Below are 22,627 nucleotides of genomic sequence, written 5' to 3' on the forward strand. Positions count from 1 at the left end.
GCAGGCAAGTGAAACGGGTTTTTATTGCTGCAAAAGTCCCGTTCGCACAATGGACATTATTTCTTTCGTTTTCATAAATAAGCAGTTTGGGTTCTTGCTTTCTTAAACCGGTTTTACTAAGATGAACTTTATTGTGCAATAAAGAAAGAGGAGTGAACGTTTTGAATTTCGATCCAATTACGATGGTTTTGATCATCTTTACTATTAATGTCGTTTTCGTAACCATCGCAACGATCCGGATGATTCTCACATTGAAGGGTTATCGCTACATTGCAGCCCTCGTCAGTATGGTGGAAACAACGATAAATGTAATCGCGCTGGGTCTGGTGCTTGATAATCTGGGGGAAATCCAGAACTTGGTCGCTTATGCGCTTGGTTTCGGTTCCGGTGTAGTCGTCGGTTCGAAAATTGAGGAAAAACTGGCCCTCGGCTATAGTATGGTGAATGTGATTTCACTCGACGAAGAAAATTCACTGCCAAGAAAATTGCGGGAAAAAGGTTACGGTGTTACAGATTGGGTTGCGAGCGGCCTGGACGGCAACCGGCAGGCGATGCAGATTTTGACGCCGAGAAAATACGAGTCAAAGCTATACCAGACAATCAAAGAACTGGATCCGAAAGCGTTCATTTATGCTTCTGAACCGAAAACCATCCATGGCGGCTTCTGGGTAAAAACCATTAAGAAAGGGAAGCTGGCGGGATGACTAAAAAAACAGTTTGGTTTGAAGTGCAGGAAGATGAAACAGTCGAGGCTTGCCTGGAACGAATGAAAAGCGAAGGGTATATGCCTGCCGGCCGGAAAGAAGAACCGATTTTCGAAGAACGGAACGGACAGCCGGTGCCGGTCCGGCAGCTGATCAAATTCAAAGGCATCCGGACAGACGAAAAGTAAATATCAGTAAAAAGACGAACGATATGGCATGTCCTCACTTCATCATTCGGTTTTCATTGACGTGTTTAATGGAAGTTGATATGATGATGAAGGAAACCCGACATATATGCAGGAGGATTGGCTCCTGCGTCTCTACCCGGACACCGTAATGACCGGACTATGCGGGAAAGCAACTTTTGGACTTTAAACGAAAGAGGCGATGAGGAGATGCTAGGTTCCGTCATCGGTTTCTTTTATTTTTTAGATGTCCTCAGGTAAACTGCTTTTCACGCATCCGTGAGCAGTTTAGCTGAGGACATTTTTTATTTGCTGAAGGAGGACTCGGTGGATGAAAGCGCGTGTTGGTGTAATTATGGGAAGCGCAAGTGACTGGGAAGCAATGAAACATGCATGTGATGCACTTGATGAGCTTGGTGTGGTTTACGAAAAGCAAGTCGTTTCTGCACACCGTACGCCTGATCTGATGTTTACGTACGCAGAACAGGCCAGAGGGAAAGGTCTCAGCGTAATCATTGCCGGAGCGGGAGGGGCAGCCCATCTGCCTGGTATGGTGGCCGCGAAGACGACACTTCCGGTGATCGGTGTGCCCGTGCAATCGAAGGCGCTGAACGGGCTGGATTCGCTTCTGTCGATTGTACAGATGCCCGGTGGCGTTCCGGTTGCAACCGTCGCAATCGGGAAAGCAGGCGCTGTGAATGCCGGTCTCTTGGCGGCACAAATTTTATCGATAACAGATGGAAATGTGGCATTGGCGCTGGAAAACCGAAGACAGCGAATTCACGATGAAGTACTCGAAAGTTCAGGTGATCTGATATGACGAAAACGATTCTTCCCGGCCAGACGATTGGCATTATCGGCGGCGGACAGCTTGGTCGAATGATGGCCCTTGCGGCAAAAGAAGCCGGATTTCGGATTGCGGTGCTTGATCCGACCATCGATTCGCCGGCCGGTCAAGTGGCGGATGTGCGGATTGCGGCTCCCTATGACGATTCAGCGGCATTGCAGGAATTGGCGGAAGTCAGCGACGTTATTACGTATGAATTTGAAAATATTGATGCGGATGGGCTGGAAGCGCTGTGTGAAATTGCTTATGTACCGCAGGGAGCTGAGCTGATCCGGGTTACCCAGAACCGGATTCTTGAAAAACAGAGAATTCGCGAAGCTGGCGTGCCGGTAGCTCATTATATAGAAGCAGACTCTTATGGAGACTTGCTGGCAAAGTATTCGGAACTTCCTTATCCGTTCATCGTAAAAACCGCAACCGGCGGCTACGACGGAAAAGGGCAGCAGAAAATCGACTCGGAACAGGAGCTGGCGTTGGCGGAACCGCTGTTTACTAATGGCCCGTGTGTGGCTGAAGCGTTTGTGCCATTTAAAAAAGAAATTTCCGTGATCATTCAGCGGAGTACGGCCGGAGAGACAGCCATCCTGCCCATCGCGGAAAATGTGCACAAGAATCACATCCTGCACGAATCGATTGTACCGGCCCGAGTGCAGGAAGCGACAATAGCGATGGCCAAAATGGCGGCGGAACAAATTGCAGCTCACTTGGACCTTATCGGAACGCTTGCGGTTGAGATGTTCGTGTTGCCAGACGGCAGCATCGTCGTCAATGAGCTCGCACCGCGTCCCCATAACTCCGGCCATTATTCCATCGAAGCGTGCAGTGTATCGCAATTCCATCAGCACATCCGCGCCATCTGCGGCTGGCCGCTGAAAGAACCGGAATTATGGTCGCCGGCTGTCATGGTGAACGTGCTCGGGGAACATATCGCACCGCTCACATCAAAAGGGATCCATCGTCCGGATTGGTCGATTCATCTTTACGGCAAGGCAGAAGCAAAACAAAAGCGTAAAATGGGACATGTAACCATCCTCACAGCGCAATTAGATGAAACATTGAATGAAATAAAAGAGACCGGCATCTGGCCGGAGTAACTGGAGGCACTTGACTGATGATTGAACGTTATACACGGCCTGAAATGGGCGCGATCTGGACAGATGAAAACCGCTATGATGCATGGCTTGAAGTGGAGATTCTGGCGTGCGAGGCATGGGCGGAACTCGGCGACATTCCAAAAGAAGATGTGAAAAAGATCCGGGAGAACGCATCGTTTTCCATTGACCGCATCCTTGAAATCGAACAGGAGACGCGCCATGATGTCGTCGCATTCACCCGTGCGGTCTCGGAAACGCTCGGCGATGAACGGAAATGGGTACATTACGGCCTGACATCAACGGATGTGGTCGATACGGCGTTGTCTTATCTCATCAAGCAGGCGAACAATATCCTGCGCAACGACCTGACGAAATTCATTGAAGTGCTTGCTGCGAAAGCGCAAGAGCATAAGTATACGGTCATGATGGGACGGACGCACGGCGTGCATGCGGAACCGACGACGTTCGGTCTGAAGCTTGCACTTTGGCATGAAGAGATGAAGCGCAACCTGGAACGGTTCGAAGCGGCCGCAGCGGTTATCGAGACCGGCAAAATGTCAGGAGCGGTCGGCACGTATGCGAATATTGATCCGTTTGTGGAACAGTACGTATGCGAGCAGCTTGGATTGGCCGCTTCGCCGATTTCCACCCAGACACTGCAGCGTGACCGCCATGCCCAGTACATGAGCACGCTCGCCCTGATCGCGACATCGGTTGAGAAGTTTGCGACAGAAGTACGCGGCTTACAGAAGTCGGAAACGCGCGAAGTGGAAGAGTTCTTTACAAAAGGTCAAAAAGGATCATCTGCGATGCCGCATAAACGCAATCCGATCGGCTCGGAAAATATGACCGGTATGGCGCGCCTCATCCGCGGGTACATGGTTACAGCCTACGAAAACGTCTCTCTCTGGCATGAACGGGACATTTCGCATTCATCAGCGGAACGCGTGATTTTGCCGGATGCGACGATCGCGCTCAATTATATGCTGAACCGCTTTAGCAATATCGTGAAGAACTTGACGGTATTCCCGGAAAACATGAAACGCAATATGGATTCGACGCTCGGCCTGATTTATTCACAGCGCGTCCTGCTTGCACTGGTCGATAAAGGACTCGCGCGCGAAGAAGCGTATGATGCGGTGCAGCCATGTGCAATGGAAGCGTGGGAACGCCAATTGCCATTCCGGGATATCGTGGAAACGAACGAAACGATTACGTCCCGCTTATCAAAAGAAGAACTCGATGATTGCTTTGACTATAATTACCATCTTCAGCATGTCGACATGATTTTCAAGCGACTCGGATTAAACGGATCGGGGGAATAACGAGTGGAAAAAGGCCAGCTGTTATATGAAGGGAAAGCGAAGCGCCTGTATGCAACCGATGAAGCGAACGTGCTGTGGGTCACCTACAAGGATTCCGCCACGGCATTCAACGGTGAGAAGAAAGCGGAAATCGCCGGCAAAGGGACATTGAATAACAGGATCACCTCTCTCTTGTTTGAAAAACTTGCGCAAGCGGGCGTGCCGTCTCATTTTATCCGGCAGCTGTCCGATCAGGAACAACTCGTAAAACAAGTGGAAATCGTCCCGATCGAAGTGGTCGTGCGCAATCTGTCAGCCGGCAGTCTGGCGAAACGGCTCGGTATCGAAGAAGGCCGGGTATTCAGTGAAGCGATTGCGGAATTTTACTTGAAAGATGATGCACTCGGAGACCCACTGATCACGGAAGACCATATCCGGTTGCTGGACCTTGCGACCGCTGACGAAGTGGAGACATTGCGGCACAATGCATTAAAGATTAATGATGTGCTGACCGGCTTTTTCAAGGAAATCGGCGTGAAGCTGGTGGACTTTAAAGTGGAATTTGGTCGCGATGAAGCAGGGAACATCCTGCTGGCTGATGAAATTTCGCCCGATACGTGCCGCTTATGGGATATGGAAACAAACGCAAAACTCGATAAAGATGTGTTCCGCCGCGATCTTGGTGATCTTACAACCGTGTACACGGATATTCTGACTCGTCTGGGAGGACAATTGACATGAAAAAAGTGAAAATTTATGTGACCTTGCGTGAGAGTGTACTCGATCCCCAAGGAGCTGCTGTCCAAGGGTCTCTTCATAAACTCGGTTACGGGGAAGTGGTGGACGTGCGCATCGGGAAATACATGGAATTGATGATCAAACCGGATGGTCGCAATGTGGATACACTTGTGCAGGAAATGTGCCGGAAACTCCTGACGAATACTGTGATTGAAGATTACCGCTATGAAGTGGAAGAGGCGGTCGCCCAATGAAGTTTGCGGTGATCGTGTTTCCAGGCTCTAATTGCGATTTGGATCTGTACCATGCAGTGAAAGATGAACTCGGTGAAGAAGTGGAGTATGTCTGGCATGATTCACCGGATCTTTCCGGTTTTGATGGCGTACTGCTGCCGGGCGGCTTTTCATACGGCGATTATTTGCGCTGCGGAGCGATCTCCCGATTCTCTGCTGTCATGGAAGAAGTGAAAAAAGCGGCGGATGCCGGTAAACCCGTTCTCGGCATCTGCAACGGGTTTCAGATTCTCACCGAAGCAGGCCTGCTGCCAGGCGCGTTGCTGCGCAATAAAAACCTGAAGTTCATGTGCCGGACAGTCGAACTGACCGTTGAAAACGCGGATACGATGTTCACGGGAGAATATGAACAGGGCGAGACGGTCCGCATCCCGGTTGCGCATGGTGAAGGCAATTATTATTGCGATGACGAGACGCTCGCGCAGCTGAAAGCAAACAATCAGATTGTGTTTACGTATAACGAAGACTGCAACGGCAGCCGTGAAGGGATTGCCGGCATCACGAATGCGCGCGGCAATGTCCTCGGCATGATGCCGCATCCGGAACGGGCCGTCCATGAACTGATCGGCGGAACCGATGGGCTGGCTTTGTTCAAATCAATCGTCAAACAGTGGAGGGAAGCACATGTCACTCATGCTTGAACCGAACATCACAGAAATCAAAGAACAAAAGCTGTACCGGCAGATGGGTCTGACCGATGAAGAATTCGCCAAAGTTGAAATGATTCTCGGCCGTACGCCCAATTACACGGAAACCGGCTTGTTCTCTGTCATGTGGTCTGAACACTGTTCCTATAAAAACTCGAAACCTGTCCTCTTCAAATTCCCGACAACAGGTGAACGCGTCTTGCAAGGGCCTGGGGAAGGAGCCGGCATTGTTGATATCGATGACGGGCAAGCGGTTGTCTTCAAAATGGAATCCCATAATCATCCATCAGCGATTGAACCGTACCAAGGAGCGGCAACAGGTGTCGGCGGGATCATCCGCGATGTATTCTCGATGGGAGCGCGGCCTGTGGCGCTCCTGAATTCCTTGCGTTTCGGTGAATTGACGACCCCCCGCGTAAAGCATTTATTTGAAGAAGTTGTAGCCGGAATCGCCGGCTATGGCAATTGCATCGGCATTCCGACAGTCGGCGGCGAAGTGCAGTTCGATGCGTCGTATGATGGCAACCCGCTTGTGAACGCCATGTGTGTCGGATTGATCGACCATCAAGATATCCAAAAAGGCGTGGCGAAAGGAACTGGTAACCCGGTGATGTATGTCGGCGCAAAAACGGGCCGCGACGGCATCCACGGCGCCACGTTCGCATCCGAAGAACTGTCGGAAGCTTCGGAAGAAAGACGTCCTGCTGTGCAAGTCGGCGATCCGTTCATGGAAAAATTGCTCATGGAAGCATGTCTGGAACTCGTGAAGTCCGATGCACTGATCGGCATTCAGGATATGGGCGCAGCGGGGCTGACGTCTTCGAGTGCAGAAATGGCTTCAAAAGCAGGTTCCGGTATTGAAATGAATTTAGATCTCATCCCGCAGCGCGAACGGGGCATGACCGCGTATGAAATGATGCTGTCGGAATCACAGGAACGCATGCTTGTTGTCGTGCAGCAAGGCCGGGAAGATGAAGTGACCGCATTGTTCGATAAATATGGGTTGGATGCAGTGACGGTCGGACGGGTAACGGACGACCAAACGCTTCGCCTGGTTCATAAAGGGGAGACGGTTGCGGAAGTGCCGGTGGATGCATTGGCGGAAGATGCACCGGTTTACCATAAACCATCCCGGGTGCCAGCTTACTTCAATGAGTTCCAGGCGATTGAAAATGCAGAACCGGAAGTGACGGATCTGGAAGAGACGCTGCTGTCGCTTCTGTCCCAGCCGACAATCGCATCGAAAGAATGGGTATACGACCAATATGATTACCAGGTGCGGACCAGCACAGTCGTGACACCGGGGTCCGATGCGGCGGTAATCCGCGTGCGCGGGACGAATAAAGGGCTTGCGATGACAACGGATTGCAACTCCCGCTATATCTATCTGGATCCGGAGACCGGCGGGAAAATTGCTGTAGCTGAAGCCGCGCGGAACGTCGTTTGTTCAGGCGCGGAGCCGCTTGCGATTACGGACTGCCTGAATTTCGGCAATCCGGAAAAACCGGAGATTTTCTGGCAGCTTGAAAAAGCGGCGGATGGAATGTCTGAAGCGTGCATCCTGCTCAATGCACCAGTGATTGGCGGCAATGTATCACTTTACAATGAAACGAATGGTACGGCTGTTTATCCGACCCCGACGATCGGTCTGGTTGGTCTCGTGGAAGATTTATCTCATGTAACAACTCAATATGTAAAACAAGCCGGAGATTTCGTCTATATGATTGGTGAAACAGTAACGGAATTCGGCGGCAGCGAACTGCAAAAGCTGACGGCCGGTCAGATGTTCGGCAAAGCGCCGGCGATCGATCTGCATGTGGAAGCGAAGCGTCAGCGGGAGCTGCTTGCTGCAATTCGCCAGGGACTTGTCGCTTCTGCCCATGATGTGGCGGAAGGCGGCACAGCGGTTGCACTCGCTGAGAAAACATTCATGAATGGACTCGGACTTGATGTCATCCTTGCAGGTTCACCTGTTACAGCTTTATTCAGCGAAACTCAGTCCCGGTTCATTGTTACAGTTGCACCGGAACATGCAGCAGCGTTCGAAGAGACCGTCACGGATGCACGACAAATCGGAACGGTTACAGAAGGCAATGTGATCATTAGAAGCGAAGATGGATCGGTTTTAATCGACCGGCCGGCTGATGACTTGCGCGCCGTCTGGAAAGGAGCTATTCCATGCTTGCTGAAATCAGAAGCTTAAATGAAGAATGCGGCGTATTCGGTATTTGGGGACACGAACAGGCATCACAGATTGCGTATTACGGACTTCATGCCTTGCAGCACCGGGGGCAGGAAGGTGCCGGTATTGTCGGAACAGATGGCGAAACCCTGAAAGCACAGAAAGGCGAAGGGCTTGTAAACGAAGTGTTCACACTCGAAAAGCTTGCTGAGATGAAAGGCCATGCAGCAATCGGACATGTGCGTTATGCGACAGCCGGCGGCGGCGGGATACAGAATGTTCAGCCGCTGCTGTTCAATTCATCCACCGGCAGTCTGGCGATTACGCATAATGGCAATTTGGTCAATGCCAATCAGCTGAAAGCCCATCTGGAACGCCAGGGAAGCATTTTTCAAACGACTTCTGATACGGAAGTGCTGGCGCATCTGATGAAGCGGAGCGGCTATGAAACGATTGAAGAATCCGTGAAAAGCGCATTGTCACTTTTAAAAGGAGCTTATGCTTTTGTACTCTTAACGGAAGACAAAATGATGGTCGCGCTGGATCCGCACGGCTTGCGTCCGCTGTCGATCGGCCGTCTGGGCGACGCTTGGGTTGTGGCATCGGAAACGTGTGCATTTGATATTATCGGAGCGGAATTTATCCGCTCCGTGGAGCCCGGTGAATTTCTGACGATTTCTGATGAAGGGCTGCGGCTTGACCGCTTTTCCTATCCGTCCAAACGGGCGATCTGCACAATGGAATATGTTTACTTTTCCCGTCCGGATTCAGACATCGATGGCATCAATGTGCATAGTGCCCGTAAGCGGCTCGGCAAACAGCTGGCACGCGAAGTGAATATTGAAGCGGATGTGGTCACCGGTGTGCCAGATTCAAGCATTTCCGCGGCGATAGGATTCAGTGAAGAAAGCGGTATCCCGTACGAACTCGGTTTGATTAAAAACCGCTATGTCGGCCGGACATTCATCCAGCCGTCTCAGGACCTCCGGGAACAGGGCGTGAAAATGAAACTGTCACCGGTACGGCAAGTCGTCGCAGGCAAACGGGTCGTCATGGTCGATGATTCGATTGTCCGCGGCACCACTTCCCGCCGTATTGTCGCCATGCTGAAAGAAGCGGGGGCGACGGAAGTGCACGTTGTGATTTCCTCACCGCCGATCAAGAATCCGTGTTTTTATGGCATCGATACATCGACTTCAGGAGAACTAATCGCATCCAATCATTCTGTTGAGGAAATGCGTGAACTGATTGGAGCGGATTCACTGACGTTCCTGTCCGTTGAAGGAATGGTTGAAAACATCGGCCGTACGGATGCGGGAGCGGACTGCGGACATTGCCTGGCGTGTTTTACAGGTGATTATCCGACAGACATCTATCCGGACACTGTGCTGCCGCATGAAAAAGAATTAGTGCAGCTGGGAGGAACGTCGAGTGGCAAAGGCATATGAACAGGCAGGCGTGAACATTGAAGCAGGCTACGAAGCGGTCAGCCGGATGAAGGCGCATGTGGAACGGACAGCCCGCCTTGGCGTCATGGGCGCCTTTGGCGGATTTGGCGGCATGTTTGACTTATCACAGCTGAATCTGAAAGAACCGGTATTGGTATCCGGAACAGACGGTGTCGGAACAAAACTCAAGCTTGCCTTCCTGACAGACAAACATGATACGATTGGGATAGACTGCGTGGCAATGTGCGTGAACGATATCGTCGCGCAAGGTGCGGAACCGCTGTTTTTCCTCGACTATATTGCAACCGGTCAGACGGAACCGGCAAAGATTGAAGCGATCGTAAAAGGTGTCGCGGATGGTTGTAAAGAAGCGGGGGCGGCATTGATCGGCGGGGAAACGGCTGAGATGCCGGGTTTGTATGAAGTCGACGAATACGATATCGCTGGATTTGCCGTCGGCGCTGCGGAAAAGAAGAACATTGTCACAGGTGAAGCTATTCAGGCCGGCGACGTGCTCATCGGACTCGCTTCAAGCGGCATCCATTCAAACGGTTATTCCCTCGTGCGGAAAATTCTTTTTGAGGACCATAAACTCGACATCCATGAACCGGCAACTGGCTACGAGCAACTTGGTCCGATCGGTGAGCAGCTTCTAACACCTACGAAAATTTATGCCAAGGCGGTCCAAGCTATGTTGCCGGAAGGCGGCGTAAACGGCATGGCGCATATCACCGGCGGCGGGTTTTATGAAAACATTCCGCGGATGATGCCGGACGGACTTGGAGCGGAAATTGAACTCGGCAGCTGGCCGCTGCCGGCTATTTTCAACTTGCTGCAGGATAAAGGGAACTTGACGGACCGCGACCTTTATTCGGTATTCAATACCGGTATCGGCTTTATCATTGCTGCTGCACCGGCCAAAGCCGAGAAGCTCATGGAAGCGGTAAAAGCATCCGGCGAACAGGTGTACAGAATCGGAAAAGTCACAGACCGTGATGGGATCCGCTTCAACGGGCAGCATGACGGGAGCCTGAATGATGACGACGAATAAAATCGCTGTGTTTGCGTCCGGAAGCGGTTCGAATTTCCAAGCCATCCATGATGCAATCCGGAACGGGAAACTCGCGGCGGAGCTTGTGCTCGTCGTGACGGATAAGCCGGATGCCTATGTACTCAGAAGAGCAGCTGCCGCAGGAGTCGAAGCTCTTGCCTTGCGCCCGCAGGATTTCATTTCAAAAGCGGATTACGAACGGGCAATCTTAATCGAGCTGCACAGTCAGGGAGCGGAATGGCTCGTGCTGGCCGGCTACATGCGATTGATCGGTCCGGTGTTGCTGGAGGCCTATCCGAATCGCATTGTGAATATCCATCCGTCGCTTCTGCCGGAGTTTCCAGGAAAAGATGCGATCGGTCAGACGTTAGCGGCAGGCCGTGAAGAAGCGGGTGTAACCGTGCATTTTGTTGATGCCGGCATGGATACAGGCCCCATCATTGCTCAACGCACATTCCGACTGGACAACCGCGATCGGCAGACGGTCGAGGAAGCGGTTCACCGGATCGAACACGAGCTGTATCCGGCAACGTTACAAAAACTATTCAGCCGGCAGTGATGCCGGCTTTGATTTGGGAGGAACTATGCAGAACAAACGGGCGTTACTCAGCGTATCAGATAAGACAGGCATCCTGACATTCGCGCAGGAACTTGAAGCACTCGGTTATGAAATTCTTTCCACTGGCGGGACGAAACGGTTTCTGGAAGACAACGGCGTCGCCATCACACCGGTCGGCGATGTGACAGGATTCCCGGAAATATTGGACGGACGGGTAAAAACACTCCATCCGATGATCCACGGGGGCTTGCTTGGCAGACCGGCGGATCCGAATCACGTGCAACAGATGACGGAACACGGGATCCACCCCATCAGTGTGGTATGTGTCAATCTGTATCCGTTCAGGGAGACGGTTTCAAAAGCGGATGTAGCGTATCAGGATGCGATTGAAAATATCGACATCGGTGGCCCTGCGATGCTCCGGGCTTCTGCAAAGAATCATGAATCCGTAACGGTGATCACGGATGCAGCAGATTATGACGTTGTCATAGAAGAATTGAAAACGCAGGGTGAGACGGCATTTAAAACCCGCCGACGGCTCGCGGCGAAAGTATTCCGCCATACTGCAGCTTATGATGCATTGATTGCAGGGTATCTGACCGAACAGGCGGAAGAGACATTCCCGGAACAGCTGACATTTACATACGAATTGCAGCAGCCGTTGCGCTACGGGGAGAATCCGCATCAGAACGCGGCTTTTTACAAAAGTCCGCTCGGTTCTGATTTTTCGCTCGCCAATTCGCGTCAACTGCACGGCAAGGAGCTTTCTTATAATAATATTCAAGATGCAAATGCGGCATTGCAGATCATCAAGGAATTCAAAGAAGCAGCAGCAGTCGCCGTAAAGCACATGAACCCATGTGGTATCGGCGTGGGCACAGGCGCAGCAGATGCTTTCAGGAAAGCATACGCTGCTGACCCGACATCTATTTTCGGTGGCATCATTGCGCTTAACCGCCCGGTGGACCGGGAAGCGGCGGACGAATTATCCAAACTATTCCTCGAAATTATCATCGCGCCATCCTTCGAACAAGAAGCGTTGGATAAGCTGACCGAGAAAAAGAATGTCCGGCTGTTGACGATTCCGTTTGAACAAAAGCGGCAGGACCGGTGGAACAGCGTATCTGTTGAAGGTGGTTTACTGCTGCAGGATGCGGATGCGAAAGGCTACGAGGACGCGACAATCGAAGTGGCGACCGACCGGAAGCCGACAGAAGATGAACTGGCTGCATTGAAACTTGGCTGGGCAGCAGTGAAGCATGTGAAATCGAATGCGATTGTTGTAGCATCAAAAGATGCGACACTTGGCGTAGGAGCCGGGCAGATGAACCGGGTCGGCGCCGCGAAGATCGCGCTTGAACAGGCGGGCGAGCAGGCGAAAGGCGCTGCGATGGCATCGGATGCATTCTTCCCGATGAACGATACGGTTGAATTGGCCGCACGCTACGGCATCACAGCAATCATTCAGCCCGGCGGTTCCAAAAAGGATCAGGATTCTATTGATATGGCAAATGCACACGGGATTGCCATGGTGTTTACCGGAATCCGGCATTTCAAACATTAAAACAGGGGGCGACTTCCATGAACGTACTCGTAATCGGCCGGGGCGGCCGTGAGCATGCCATCGTCCGCCAGTTCGCTGCCTCGCCATCTGTGGAAAAGGTATATGCGGCACCCGGTAATGACGGAATGATGGAAGCGGAACGGGCGAATATCAGCGAAACAGATTTCCCGGCACTTGCCCGGTTTGTCCGTGAACACGATATAAAGTTGACGTTCATCGGTCCTGAACAGCCGCTGACAGCCGGTATCGCTGATTTTTTCAATGAACAGGGACTTGCTGTCTTTGGTCCCTCGCAGGCAGCCGTCCGCATTGAAAGCAGCAAGACGTTCGCGAAAGAATTGATGCAGCGCCATGCTATTCCGACGGCAGCTCACGCGGTATTCACAGATGCCACTGAAGCGATTTCTTACATCAAGAAGCAGGGAGCCCCAATTGTCGTGAAAGCGGATGGCCTGGCAGCCGGCAAAGGCGTCATTGTGGCAGAGACGGTGAAAGAAGCCGTGGTTGCAGTAAAAGAAATGCTCGAGGATCAGAAATTCGGTGCATCCGGTTCCTCAATCGTCATTGAAGAATTTCTTGATGGAGAAGAATTTTCCTTCATGTCATTCGTCCATGACGGTCACATTTTTCCGATGCCGCTGTCACAGGACCATAAACGGGCATACGACGGGGACAGAGGCCCGAATACAGGCGGCATGGGCGCTTATTGCCCGGTACCGCAAATCCCTTCTGCAATCCGGGATGAGACTTTAGAAAAGGTTGTCCGCCCGGCTGTCAATGCCATGGCACAAGAAGGAATCCCGTTTACCGGCATTTTATATGCCGGTTTGATTCTTACAGCGGACGGGCCAAAAGTGATCGAGTTCAATGCGCGCTTCGGTGATCCCGAAACACAAGTCGTCCTGCCGCTTCTGAAATCCGATTTCGGCTTGTTTATCGATCGGCTGCTTGCCGGTGAGCCATTTGAACCTGATTGGAAAGAGGAAGCGATACTTGGAGTTGTCATCGCGGCAGACGGATATCCGGATTCCCCGCAAAAAGGCCATCAGTTGCCGGACCTGCAGGAAATGAAGGATGTTGCCGTCTACCATGCAGGCACAAAAAAACAGGATAACCAGTTTATCGGGAATGGCGGCCGTGTGCTGCTGGTGGCTTCTGCCGGCGGAAATATTCAGGAGGCTGCTGCCAACGTGTACCAAGCATTGGGTAAACAGGATTGGCCTGGGTTTTTCTACCGGTCGGATATCGGCTGGCGTGCAAAATAAAGCCTAATATGATATAATAAGAGACAGCATGATTTCAAGGGAAACATGCTGTTTTTGTTTGCCTGATCCCCAAAAACAGGCAAAAAGCAACACGAGGTTTTCAATTGCCCACTTTTACCTCACGTTTTAACCTCATAATCACTCCTGACAAAAATGCCGGGCACCTAAAAACGAAAGGAGCACGACACATGAATCACTTGAATTGGTATGAAAAACTCAATCAGTACTTCCCAGTACAGGAAATGAAATCAAAAGAGCATATGGAGACGCTGCTGAAAGAACGCAGTGACGTATATCACAAAGATGAAGGGCCGTATCACGTGCTGATGTATGCGGAATTCCCGAATTTCTCATTTGTGGATTATTTGTTCGTTTCGGCGGAATCCCGCGGCATGGGTATCGGCAAAAAGACGCTTCAAATGCTGAAGGACAAAAACAAGCCGATCATCCTGGAAGTGGAACCGGTCGATTACGATGACTCCGATTCAGAAAAACGGCTTCGCTTCTACGCACGCGAAGGATTCCAGCATGCAAGTTCCATTGGCTATTCCCGCCGGTCACTTGCGACAGGTGAAGAAAATGTCATGGAAATCCTGTATTGGGCGCCGAACGGAGAAAGTGAAGAAGAGATTTTCGAAGGCATGAAGAACATGTATGAAAACATTCACACATATAAAGATGAGCAGTTCTACGGTGAATGCTATGATCCGGTGGCAAAAGTGCTCACCTTTGAAGAAGAAGAAAAAGACAATATTTTAGAAGCGGTGGCAAAGCCGGTCTGATGCGTCTGAACCCCTTAAACGGTATTCCGTTTAAGGGGTTTTTTGATAACCATTTCAGTCACGCCGCCTATAGCAGTGGAATGCTTTGTGAATTAATTCACAAATTTGTCATATCTAATCTGAATTTTCGTGCAAAGCTAGGTTTTCATCCTTCATTATGCTAATATAGAAAACAAGGAATTTGCAGATGAGGGGCGGTTACATGAACACACAAGGTTGGAAAATCAAAGAGTTAAGGGATCAGTTGAAAGTCATTTCCGATGAAGCACCCCCTGACATCGTATTGAAAAATGCAACGTATTTACATAGCATTTTCAAAAAGTGGATGACCGGCAACATCTGGATCAAACAGGATCGGATCGTGTATGCCGGCAAGGAATTGCCCCCGGTGCATGAGAAAACAGAAACAATCGATCTGACAGGAAAACGGGTCGTGCCAGGATATATCGAACCGCATGTTCATCCATTCCAGCTATATAACCCGCAAAGTTTCGCAGACTATGCTGCGCAGGGCGGAACGACGACGTTCATTGCCGACAATATGACACTCTTTTTAGCATTGGAAAATGAGAAAGCGTTTACAATTGTGGATCAGTTGCATGAGCTGCCGTTCTCATTCTACTGGTGGAGCCGGTTTGATGCGCAGACTGAACTGGCGGATAACGGCAACCGGTTCACGACAAAAACTGTCGGAGAATGGATCGATCGGCCGGATGTGCTGACAGGCGGCGAGCTGACAGCATGGCCGCGCCTTCTGGCGGGAGATGACCAGATGCTGTATTGGATCCAGCTTGCCAAACAGAACGGGCAGAAAATTGAAGGGCATTTTCCGGGCGCATCCGAAAAAACGCTTGTGCGCATGAAACTTCTCGGAGCGGATGGTGATCACGAGGCCATGACGGCGGAAGAAGTGGAAATGCGTCTATTGCACGGGTATACGGTCACATTGCGCCAGTCTTCCATCCGGCCGGATCTGCGGAAGCTTCTGCAGGGAATTCAGGAACGCGGAATCGAAGCCTACGACCACCTGCTGATGACAACAGACGGATCCACGCCAGGATTCCACTCCGATGGCGTCATGGATCTCTGCATCCGAATTGCATTGGAAGAAGGTGTGCCGCCGATTGACGCGTATTTAATGGCATCTTATAATGTGGCGAAGCATTACGGAATAACGGACCAGCACGGATTGATTGCAACCGGGCGCTATGCGGATCTGAATGTCCTTGATGATGAACAGAACCCTGTTCCTTCTGCTGTATTATCCAAGGGTGTCTGGCTGAAAAGGAATGGCCGAAAAGTGCAGACGCTGGGAGAAATTGATTGGTCGGATATGCCGAAGTTCAATCCGGACTTTGAACTGAACGAAGAAGACTTCCAATTTTCAATGCCGTTTGGAATGGAAATGGTCAATGATGTTATTATGAAACCTTATTCCGTCTCATACGACCCAAGAGACGGTGAATTATCAAAAGAGCACGATGAATGCTACCTGATCCTGCTGGACAAATACGGAAAGTGGCGTGTGAATACGCTGATCAAAGGTTTTGCCAATCAGGTGGAAGGCTTTGCTTCATCTTATTCCAACACCGGTGACATCATTCTGATCGGTAAAAGTACCCGGGAAATGCGGAACGCTTTTGAAGAAGTAAAACGGATGGGCGGGGGGATTGCACTGACAGAGAATGGCCGGACAGTGGCAAGTATACCGCTTCCGATTGGCGGAAGTTTATCTGCTGAACCGATGGAAAAATTAATGGAGCAGGAAGCAGTCCTGAAGGCGGCATTAAAGGAACGGGGCTTTAGACATGGCGATGCCATTTACACGCTGTTATTCCTGCAGTCTACCCACCTGCCCTATCTTCGGGTGACACAGCGGGGAATTTACGACGTGATGAATAAACAAGTGCTGTTTCCGTCATTTATGCGATAATGGAACTGTTAGACAGCAAAGGGGAGATGACGTTTGCAGATAGATAAAATACGGGGCTCGCAGACAGACCAGCTGTTCCGGGCGGTGCTGGAATTGAAAGACCTGGAGGAGTGTTACCGGTTTTTTGATGATTTGTGCACCATTTCGGAAATCCAAGCCATGGCTCAGCGGCTGGAAGTGGCCCACATGCTTCGCATGAAAAAAACATATGAAGCGATCAAAGATCATACAGGTGCAAGCACGGCTACCATTTCGCGGGTCCGGCGATGCCTGAACTACGGCAATGATGGATACGATGAAATGCTCAGCCGGCTGTATCAGGACGGCACGGCATCGCCGCTTACAGAAGACTGAATGGAGGGATTCCTCTTTCAGTCTTTTTTTACTGATTTTTGCTGAAATCGGATTAATTATATAGATTGAACTTACGATTTTTACATTTCCGGTTAGGTCTTTTGTTCACGCAACGCCCGCTCGGTCTTCCGCAGGCGTCTCGCAAGGTTGCTGCTCACAAAGCACGGAGAAAATGACTGCCTTACATGGTGTCTTTTAAATTAAGTAGGATAGACCGCTTATGCCAGTCAATCATGAATTGCGCTTCCCTGTTTCAATATTCCTTGTTTAGCGATGACAGTAACAGAGGTGATTTGTTGAGGTAAGAGCAGAAAGTGGTGATTCTGACAGGGTCAGCGAATGAGTGGGGCAAGAGGTTTTGACCCGCTCATTTGCGACGAGCATGCACAGGAGCATCGGTTTTAACTGCGCCAAAGCGCATAGCGCCGAGAAGCAATCTTCTTTGCTCTTCCCCGAGCGACCAATGCGAATTCGCTGAAGATTCTTTTGTTCAACCTATATAGTTTAGTATACGGAGGTGTATGAAGTCAGATTTGTTCACTTCAGAGCTTCAGCAGTAAATAAATTTCTTCACTTTATAAAATATTAAATAATTCTTATGAGGCAAGAAACGATGTTTTTCGTCCCCGAGGTAGGTTTTACAGTTGAACCGTTGTATAATGGAATGATGAAAATCTGATTGTAAAGATAGGTGAAGTTCATTGGATTTCCATACATGGCAACACATATTCAAGCTGGATCCTGCTAAACCGATTTCAGACGACCATCTGGAGCAGGTGTGTGAATCAGGGACAGACGCAATCATCGTCGGCGGAAGTGACGATGTCACGCTGGACGGAGTGCTGGATTTATTGGCGCGCATTCGGCGCTATACGGTTCCGGTTGCACTGGAAGTATCAGTGATCGAGGCGGTGACGCCCGGCTTTGATTTTTATTTTATACCGACTGTACTGAACAGCGATGATCCGAAATGGATTAAAGGGCTTCATCATGAAGCGATAAAAGAATTCGGTGAATTGATGGACTGGGACGAAGTGGTTCCGGAAGGCTATTGCATCTTGAACCCGGACTGCAAAGCAGCGGCGCTGACGGGCGCTGATGCGGAATTGTCTGCGGAAGGCGTGCTGGCATATGCTCGTCTGGCAGATAAATTGTTCCGTCTGCCGGTTTTTTATATGGAGTACAGCGGTACATATGGGGATGCAGATCTTGTCCGGCGTGTTCAGCAGGTGCTGGATGATGCCCGGCTGTTCTATGGCGGCGGGATCGATTCGCCGGAAAAAGCCCGTGAAATGGCAGCCGTTGCAGATACAGTGGTTGTTGGGAATGTCATCTATGACAATTTGAAACTGGCTCTAAAAACTGTTAAAGCAGTTGCCGAAACGAAAGCGAAACAGGTATGATGAAGAGAACAAGCGTTCGAGGAGGCAAATTATGAACCAATTGGCGAAGAACTTGCTGAACGGCATGAACCCGCAGCAGGCAGAAGCGGTGCAGTATACGGAAGGGCCGCTTCTGATCATGGCAGGTGCAGGATCAGGCAAAACACGTGTGCTTACGCACCGCATTGCATATCTTGTGCTTGAAAAAGACGTTTATCCGTCTCATATTCTGGCAATCACATTTACAAATAAAGCCGCCCGTGAAATGCGGGAGCGGATTGATGGCTTATTGGGTCATGGCAGCGGACAGCGGATGTGGGTATCCACCTTCCACTCGATGTGTGTGCGCATTCTGCGCCGGGATATCGACCGGGTGGGGATTTCGAAAAACTTCTCGATTCTCGACGGATCCGATCAGCTGACGGTGATTAAAAACGTCCTGAAAGAACTGAACATGGATCCGAAGAAATTCGATCCGCGGACAATGCTGAATGCTATCTCGTCAGCAAAAAATGAATGCATCAGTGCCCGGCAATTCAAGGAAAACTTGAATGCGCTGAATCCATACGAAAAAGCGATTTCTGATGTGTACACATCCTATGAAAAACGGCTGCTGAAAAACCAGTCGCTCGATTTCGATGATCTGATCATGACGACACTTAATCTTTTCGAACAAGTACCGGAAGTGCTCGATTTCTATCAGAACAAATTCCAGTATATTCATGTCGACGAATACCAGGATACGAATAACGCCCAATACCGGCTCGTGAAGATGCTTGCGAGCAAATTCAAGAACATTTGCGTGGTGGGTGATTCGGACCAGTCGATCTATCGCTGGCGCGGCGCGGATATCCAAAATATCCTGTCGTTCGAAAAGGATTACCCGAATGCAAAAGCGATCATGCTTGAGCAGAATTACCGGTCGACAAAAACGATTCTGCAGGCAGCCAATGAAGTGATCAAGAACAATACGAGCCGCTACCCGAAAGAACTTCGGACAGATAATGCGGACGGCCAGTCCATCACTTTATTCAAAGCCGGGAACGAGCGCGAGGAAGCGCAGTTCATCGTTGAGAATATCCAGAACCTGATGCGTGAAGATGGCTACAAACCGGCTGATTTTGCGATTCTGTACCGGACAAATGCTCAATCCCGGATGATGGAGGAAATGCTTGTTAAATCGAATATGAGCTATACCATCGTCGGCGGCACGAAATTCTATGATCGCAAAGAGATCAAGGACCTGCTCGCTTATTTGCGTCTCATCGCTAATAACGACGATGATCTTTCGCTGGCTCGGGTCATCAATGAACCGAAGCGGGGGATCGGCGGCACAAGTTTCGAGAAAATCGTCCGGTTTTCAATCGATCAGGACCTGACGATCTTGGATGCGCTCAATGAAGTCGATTTCATGGGGCTGACACCGAAAACTGCCGCGTCAGCAGCGGAATTCCGTGATATGATTCAGGGATTCACGCAAATGCAGGAGTACTTATCCGTAACAGAATTGGTGGAAGAAGTGCTGGTGAAATCCGGCTACCGGCAGATGCTGCAGGCGGATAAGACGATCGAAGCGGAAAGCCGCCTTGAAAATATCGATGAATTCCTGTCTGTGACCCGCGCATTTGAAGAACAGAACGACGATAAATCACTCATTGCCTTCCTGACCGACCTCGCACTCGTTGCCGATATCGATTCACTCGGCAATGACGGCGCAGATGAGTCGGAAGGCCAAATCGTCCTCATGACCATGCATGCAGCAAAAGGACTGGAGTTTCCAGTCGTGTTCATCATTGGACTCGAAGAAAATGTCTTCCCGCACTCCCGCTCCATTCACGATGAAGAGGAAATGGAAGAAGAACGGCGCTTATGCTATGTCGGGATTACGCGCGCCGAGCAGAGGCTCTATTTGACGCACGCCGCCTCCCGCACGCTGTTCGGGCGAAGCAGCTATAACATGCCGTCCCGCTTCCTGAACGAAATATCGGAAGAGCTTATGGAACCGGCAGGAATTCAGCGGCCGGCATTCAAAGTAGCAGGCCGGCCGGCAACGCAGAAGCGGGCACCGGTCCGCAAACCGGTTTCTGCGGGTTCCGGCAGTGAGAAACTGAACTGGCAGCCAGGAAACAAAGCACAGCATAAAAAATGGGGCACCGGCACGGTCGTCAGCGTACGAGGTGAAGGCGATCAAATGGAACTGGATATCGCATTCCCAAGCCCGACCGGTGTCAAACGGCTTCTTGCGAAATTTGCACCGATTGAAAAAGTCTGATCTGGAGGAACGCCAATGGACCGATTACAAGCTGAACAGCGCGTTGAACAATTAAACAAACAACTCCGGGAATATGGACACGCTTATTATGTTCTCGACAGGCAGGCCGTGCCGGATGCTGTCTATGATCAGTTGCTTCATGAGCTGATCGATCTGGAAACCCAGTACCCGGATCTTGTTTTTCCGGATTCGCCGACGCAACGGGTTGGCGGCGAGCCGTTGTCAGGCTTCAGCAAAGTAACCCATGCTTATCCTATGCTAAGTCTGTCCAATGTGTTTGGAGAAGAAGACTTACGGGAATTCGACCGCCGGGTGCGCAGCGGCGCAAGCGGCGAAGTGGAATACGTATGTGAACTGAAAATTGATGGGCTCGCTGTGTCGCTCCTGTATGAAGACGGGAAATTCATCCGCGGCGCAACCCGCGGAGACGGGCGCGTCGGAGAAGATATCTCGGCGAATCTCCGCACCATTCGTTCGGTCCCTCTTAAACTGAACGAGACCGCGACGATTGAAGTGCGCGGGGAAGCGTTTATGCCGAAAGGTTCGTTCCACCAATTGAATGAGGAACGGGAAAGCCGCGGGGAAGAGTTGTTTGCCAATCCCCGGAATGCGGCAGCAGGTTCCTTGCGTCAGCTGGATCCGCGCATTGCAGCCAGCCGCAATTTGAGCGTATTCGCATACGGAGCGGGCGGAGACGGAAGCAACCTGCCGGTGGCCGGCCATGAGGAAACACTTCGTTATATGGAAAGTCTGGGCTTCAAAGTGAATTTGGAACGCGAAGTGTGCAGAAGTGTTGAGGAAGTGCTCGCTTATATCGAAAAATGGACTGAGCAGCGCAATGAATTAGCCTATGAAATCGATGGCATTGTCATCAAAGTAAACAGTTACGAGCAGCAGGAAGAGCTGGGTTTTACATCGAAGAGCCCACGCTGGGCGACTGCTTACAAATTTCCGGCGGAAGAAGTCGTGACAAAACTGCTCAATATCGAATTAAGTGTCGGCCGTACAGGAGCAGTTACGCCAACCGCTATCCTCGAACCGGTGCGCGTCGCCGGAACAACGGTGCAGCGTGCATCCCTGCATAACGAAGACTTGATCCGTGAGAAAGATGTGCGCATCGGGGATCAGGTGATCATCCGGAAAGCGGGCGACATCATTCCGGAAGTTGTGGCGGCTCTCACGGAACAGCGGGAAGGAACAGAAGAACCGTTTGTGATGCCGACGGAATGTCCGGCTTGCGGAAGTGAACTTGTCCGGATCGAAGGGGAAGTCGTGCTTCGCTGCGTCAATCCGAAATGTCCGGCACAAATCACGGAAGGGCTGATTCATTTCGTCTCGCGCAACGCCATGAATATTGAAGGACTCGGTGAGAAAGTGGTTGAACAGCTGTACCGGGAAGGGCTCGTCAAGGATGTGTCCGATCTGTATAAACTGACGCAGGAAGATTTGCTGACGCTTGAACGGATGGGTGAAAAATCCGCATCCAATCTGATCGCTGCGATCGATACGTCCCGGTCCAACTCCATGGAACGGCTGTTGTTCGGTCTTGGGATCCGGCATGTCGGTGAAAAAGCCGCCCGGCTGCTGTCTGAAGAGTTTGGTACGATTGACCGGCTCATGACCGCTTCACTCGATGAGCTGACCGCTGTTCATGAGATCGGTGAAAAAATGGCGGATGCTGTTGTGACCTATTTTGATAATGAAGATGTTCAGGCGCTCGTGGAACGTCTCCGTGACAGAAACGTCAATTTAGCGTATACCGGCAAACGGGTCCGGCTCGCGGAAGGCGAAACCGTCTTTGCGGGCAAAACGGTTGTGCTGACCGGGAAGATGACGCAGTTGAGCCGCAGTGAAGCAAAAGAACGGATCGAGGCACTTGGCGGAAAAATATCCGGCAGTGTGAGCAAAAAGACGGATCTTGTCATTGCCGGTGAAGAAGCCGGATCAAAACTCGACAAAGCCCGGGATTTGGGAATAGACGTATGGGATGAACAACGGTTTTTGGAAGAACTACATGATTGAG

Annotated in this window: 20 protein-coding genes and 1 riboswitch; all 20 genes read left to right on the forward strand. The window is 50.8% G+C overall.

What is annotated here, in order from left to right; all coding sequences use genetic code 11:
• Positions 1-182 precede the first annotated feature (182 nt).
• The 20 genes from B0X71_RS04430 (at position 183) to ligA (ending at position 22,626) form a co-directional block, all read left to right on the forward strand.
• Positions 183-704 carry a DUF2179 domain-containing protein gene (locus B0X71_RS04430; RefSeq protein ID WP_077590894.1) on the forward strand — a complete coding sequence of 174 codons (522 nt, stop codon included), beginning with the start codon at positions 183-185 and terminating at the stop codon, positions 702-704.
• A complete protein-coding gene (locus B0X71_RS04435) occupies positions 701-892 on the forward strand; it encodes an NETI motif-containing protein (RefSeq protein ID WP_077588313.1) in 192 nt (63 codons plus the stop codon). Before B0X71_RS04430 ends, B0X71_RS04435 begins: the two co-directional genes overlap by 4 nt.
• 80 nt (positions 893-972) lie before the next feature.
• Positions 973-1,072, forward strand: a riboswitch (purine riboswitch).
• Positions 1,073-1,220: 148 nt separating this feature from the next.
• Positions 1,221-1,709 carry a 5-(carboxyamino)imidazole ribonucleotide mutase gene (gene purE / locus B0X71_RS04440; RefSeq protein ID WP_077588314.1) on the forward strand — a complete coding sequence of 163 codons (489 nt, stop codon included), beginning with the start codon at positions 1,221-1,223 and terminating at the stop codon, positions 1,707-1,709.
• On the forward strand, positions 1,706-2,830 hold the full coding sequence (gene purK, locus B0X71_RS04445) for a 5-(carboxyamino)imidazole ribonucleotide synthase (RefSeq protein ID WP_077588315.1): 1,125 nt from the start codon (positions 1,706-1,708) through the stop codon (positions 2,828-2,830). The genes purE and purK overlap by 4 nt, the downstream gene beginning before the upstream one ends.
• A 17-nt stretch (positions 2,831-2,847) precedes the next feature.
• A complete protein-coding gene (purB, locus tag B0X71_RS04450) occupies positions 2,848-4,155 on the forward strand; it encodes an adenylosuccinate lyase (protein ID WP_077588316.1) in 1,308 nt (435 codons plus the stop codon).
• A gap of 3 nt (positions 4,156-4,158) precedes the next feature.
• On the forward strand, positions 4,159-4,875 hold the full coding sequence (purC, locus tag B0X71_RS04455; RefSeq protein ID WP_077588317.1) for a phosphoribosylaminoimidazolesuccinocarboxamide synthase: 717 nt from the start codon (positions 4,159-4,161) through the stop codon (positions 4,873-4,875).
• On the forward strand, positions 4,872-5,126 hold the full coding sequence (gene purS, locus B0X71_RS04460; protein WP_077588318.1) for a phosphoribosylformylglycinamidine synthase subunit PurS: 255 nt from the start codon (positions 4,872-4,874) through the stop codon (positions 5,124-5,126). The genes purC and purS overlap by 4 nt, the downstream gene beginning before the upstream one ends.
• Positions 5,123-5,806, forward strand: coding sequence for a phosphoribosylformylglycinamidine synthase subunit PurQ (gene purQ / locus B0X71_RS04465; protein ID WP_077588319.1), 684 nt, complete (start codon positions 5,123-5,125; stop codon positions 5,804-5,806). Before purS ends, purQ begins: the two co-directional genes overlap by 4 nt.
• Positions 5,790-8,015, forward strand: a complete 2,226-nt coding sequence (gene purL / locus B0X71_RS04470) for a phosphoribosylformylglycinamidine synthase subunit PurL (RefSeq protein ID WP_077588320.1) — start codon at positions 5,790-5,792, stop codon at positions 8,013-8,015. The genes purQ and purL overlap by 17 nt, the downstream gene beginning before the upstream one ends.
• Positions 7,991-9,442, forward strand: a complete 1,452-nt coding sequence (gene purF / locus B0X71_RS04475; RefSeq protein WP_077588321.1) for an amidophosphoribosyltransferase — start codon at positions 7,991-7,993, stop codon at positions 9,440-9,442. Before purL ends, purF begins: the two co-directional genes overlap by 25 nt.
• A complete protein-coding gene (purM, locus tag B0X71_RS04480; RefSeq protein WP_077588322.1) occupies positions 9,426-10,493 on the forward strand; it encodes a phosphoribosylformylglycinamidine cyclo-ligase in 1,068 nt (355 codons plus the stop codon). The genes purF and purM overlap by 17 nt, the downstream gene beginning before the upstream one ends.
• The gene (gene purN, locus B0X71_RS04485) at positions 10,477-11,052 is read left to right on the forward strand and encodes a phosphoribosylglycinamide formyltransferase (RefSeq protein ID WP_077588323.1); all 576 of its coding nucleotides are present in this window, start codon (positions 10,477-10,479) and stop codon (positions 11,050-11,052) included. The genes purM and purN overlap by 17 nt, the downstream gene beginning before the upstream one ends.
• 25 nt (positions 11,053-11,077) lie before the next feature.
• Positions 11,078-12,616 carry a bifunctional phosphoribosylaminoimidazolecarboxamide formyltransferase/IMP cyclohydrolase gene (purH, locus tag B0X71_RS04490; RefSeq protein ID WP_077588324.1) on the forward strand — a complete coding sequence of 513 codons (1,539 nt, stop codon included), beginning with the start codon at positions 11,078-11,080 and terminating at the stop codon, positions 12,614-12,616.
• A 17-nt stretch (positions 12,617-12,633) separates the two neighbouring features.
• The gene (purD, locus tag B0X71_RS04495) at positions 12,634-13,881 is read left to right on the forward strand and encodes a phosphoribosylamine--glycine ligase (protein ID WP_077588325.1); all 1,248 of its coding nucleotides are present in this window, start codon (positions 12,634-12,636) and stop codon (positions 13,879-13,881) included.
• 197 nt (positions 13,882-14,078) lie between these two features.
• Positions 14,079-14,663: an N-acetyltransferase gene (locus B0X71_RS04500; RefSeq protein WP_077590895.1), complete on the forward strand. Its 585-nt coding sequence runs from the start codon at positions 14,079-14,081 to the stop codon at positions 14,661-14,663.
• Positions 14,664-14,865: 202 nt separating this feature from the next.
• Positions 14,866-16,596, forward strand: coding sequence for an adenine deaminase C-terminal domain-containing protein (locus tag B0X71_RS04505; RefSeq protein ID WP_077588326.1), 1,731 nt, complete (start codon positions 14,866-14,868; stop codon positions 16,594-16,596).
• 33 nt (positions 16,597-16,629) lie between these two features.
• Positions 16,630-16,950 (forward strand): YerC/YecD family TrpR-related protein, encoded by a 321-nt coding sequence (locus B0X71_RS04510; RefSeq protein ID WP_077588327.1) that lies wholly within the window; start codon positions 16,630-16,632, stop codon positions 16,948-16,950.
• A 701-nt stretch (positions 16,951-17,651) separates the two neighbouring features.
• Positions 17,652-18,353, forward strand: coding sequence for a heptaprenylglyceryl phosphate synthase (gene pcrB, locus B0X71_RS04515; protein WP_077588328.1), 702 nt, complete (start codon positions 17,652-17,654; stop codon positions 18,351-18,353).
• A gap of 31 nt (positions 18,354-18,384) precedes the next feature.
• A complete protein-coding gene (gene pcrA / locus B0X71_RS04520) occupies positions 18,385-20,604 on the forward strand; it encodes a DNA helicase PcrA (protein ID WP_077588329.1) in 2,220 nt (739 codons plus the stop codon).
• Between the two features lie 15 nt (positions 20,605-20,619).
• Positions 20,620-22,626, forward strand: a complete 2,007-nt coding sequence (gene ligA, locus B0X71_RS04525) for an NAD-dependent DNA ligase LigA (RefSeq protein WP_077588330.1) — start codon at positions 20,620-20,622, stop codon at positions 22,624-22,626.
• Position 22,627 lies beyond the last annotated feature (1 nt).

It is taken from the genome of Planococcus lenghuensis (assembly GCF_001999905.1).
GTDB lineage: Bacteria > Bacillota > Bacilli > Bacillales_A > Planococcaceae > Indiicoccus > Indiicoccus lenghuensis.

Bases quoted from the DNA above. Each gene is read 5' to 3' on its own strand.
- B0X71_RS04430 (WP_077590894.1), top strand. From the start codon at position 183: ATGGTTTTGATCATCTTTACTATTAATGTCGTTTTCGTAACCATCGCA.
- B0X71_RS04435 (WP_077588313.1), top strand. From the start codon at position 701: ATGACTAAAAAAACAGTTTGGTTTGAAGTGCAGGAAGATGAAACAGTC.
- purE (WP_077588314.1), top strand. From the start codon at position 1,221: ATGAAAGCGCGTGTTGGTGTAATTATGGGAAGCGCAAGTGACTGGGAA.
- purK (WP_077588315.1), top strand. From the start codon at position 1,706: ATGACGAAAACGATTCTTCCCGGCCAGACGATTGGCATTATCGGCGGC.
- purB (WP_077588316.1), top strand. From the start codon at position 2,848: ATGATTGAACGTTATACACGGCCTGAAATGGGCGCGATCTGGACAGAT.
- purS (WP_077588318.1), top strand. From the start codon at position 4,872: ATGAAAAAAGTGAAAATTTATGTGACCTTGCGTGAGAGTGTACTCGAT.
- purQ (WP_077588319.1), top strand. From the start codon at position 5,123: ATGAAGTTTGCGGTGATCGTGTTTCCAGGCTCTAATTGCGATTTGGAT.
- purL (WP_077588320.1), top strand. From the start codon at position 5,790: ATGTCACTCATGCTTGAACCGAACATCACAGAAATCAAAGAACAAAAG.
- purF (WP_077588321.1), top strand. From the start codon at position 7,991: ATGCTTGCTGAAATCAGAAGCTTAAATGAAGAATGCGGCGTATTCGGT.
- purN (WP_077588323.1), top strand. From the start codon at position 10,477: ATGATGACGACGAATAAAATCGCTGTGTTTGCGTCCGGAAGCGGTTCG.
- purH (WP_077588324.1), top strand. From the start codon at position 11,078: ATGCAGAACAAACGGGCGTTACTCAGCGTATCAGATAAGACAGGCATC.
- purD (WP_077588325.1), top strand. From the start codon at position 12,634: ATGAACGTACTCGTAATCGGCCGGGGCGGCCGTGAGCATGCCATCGTC.
- B0X71_RS04505 (WP_077588326.1), top strand. From the start codon at position 14,866: ATGAACACACAAGGTTGGAAAATCAAAGAGTTAAGGGATCAGTTGAAA.
- pcrA (WP_077588329.1), top strand. From the start codon at position 18,385: ATGAACCAATTGGCGAAGAACTTGCTGAACGGCATGAACCCGCAGCAG.
- ligA (WP_077588330.1), top strand. From the start codon at position 20,620: ATGGACCGATTACAAGCTGAACAGCGCGTTGAACAATTAAACAAACAA.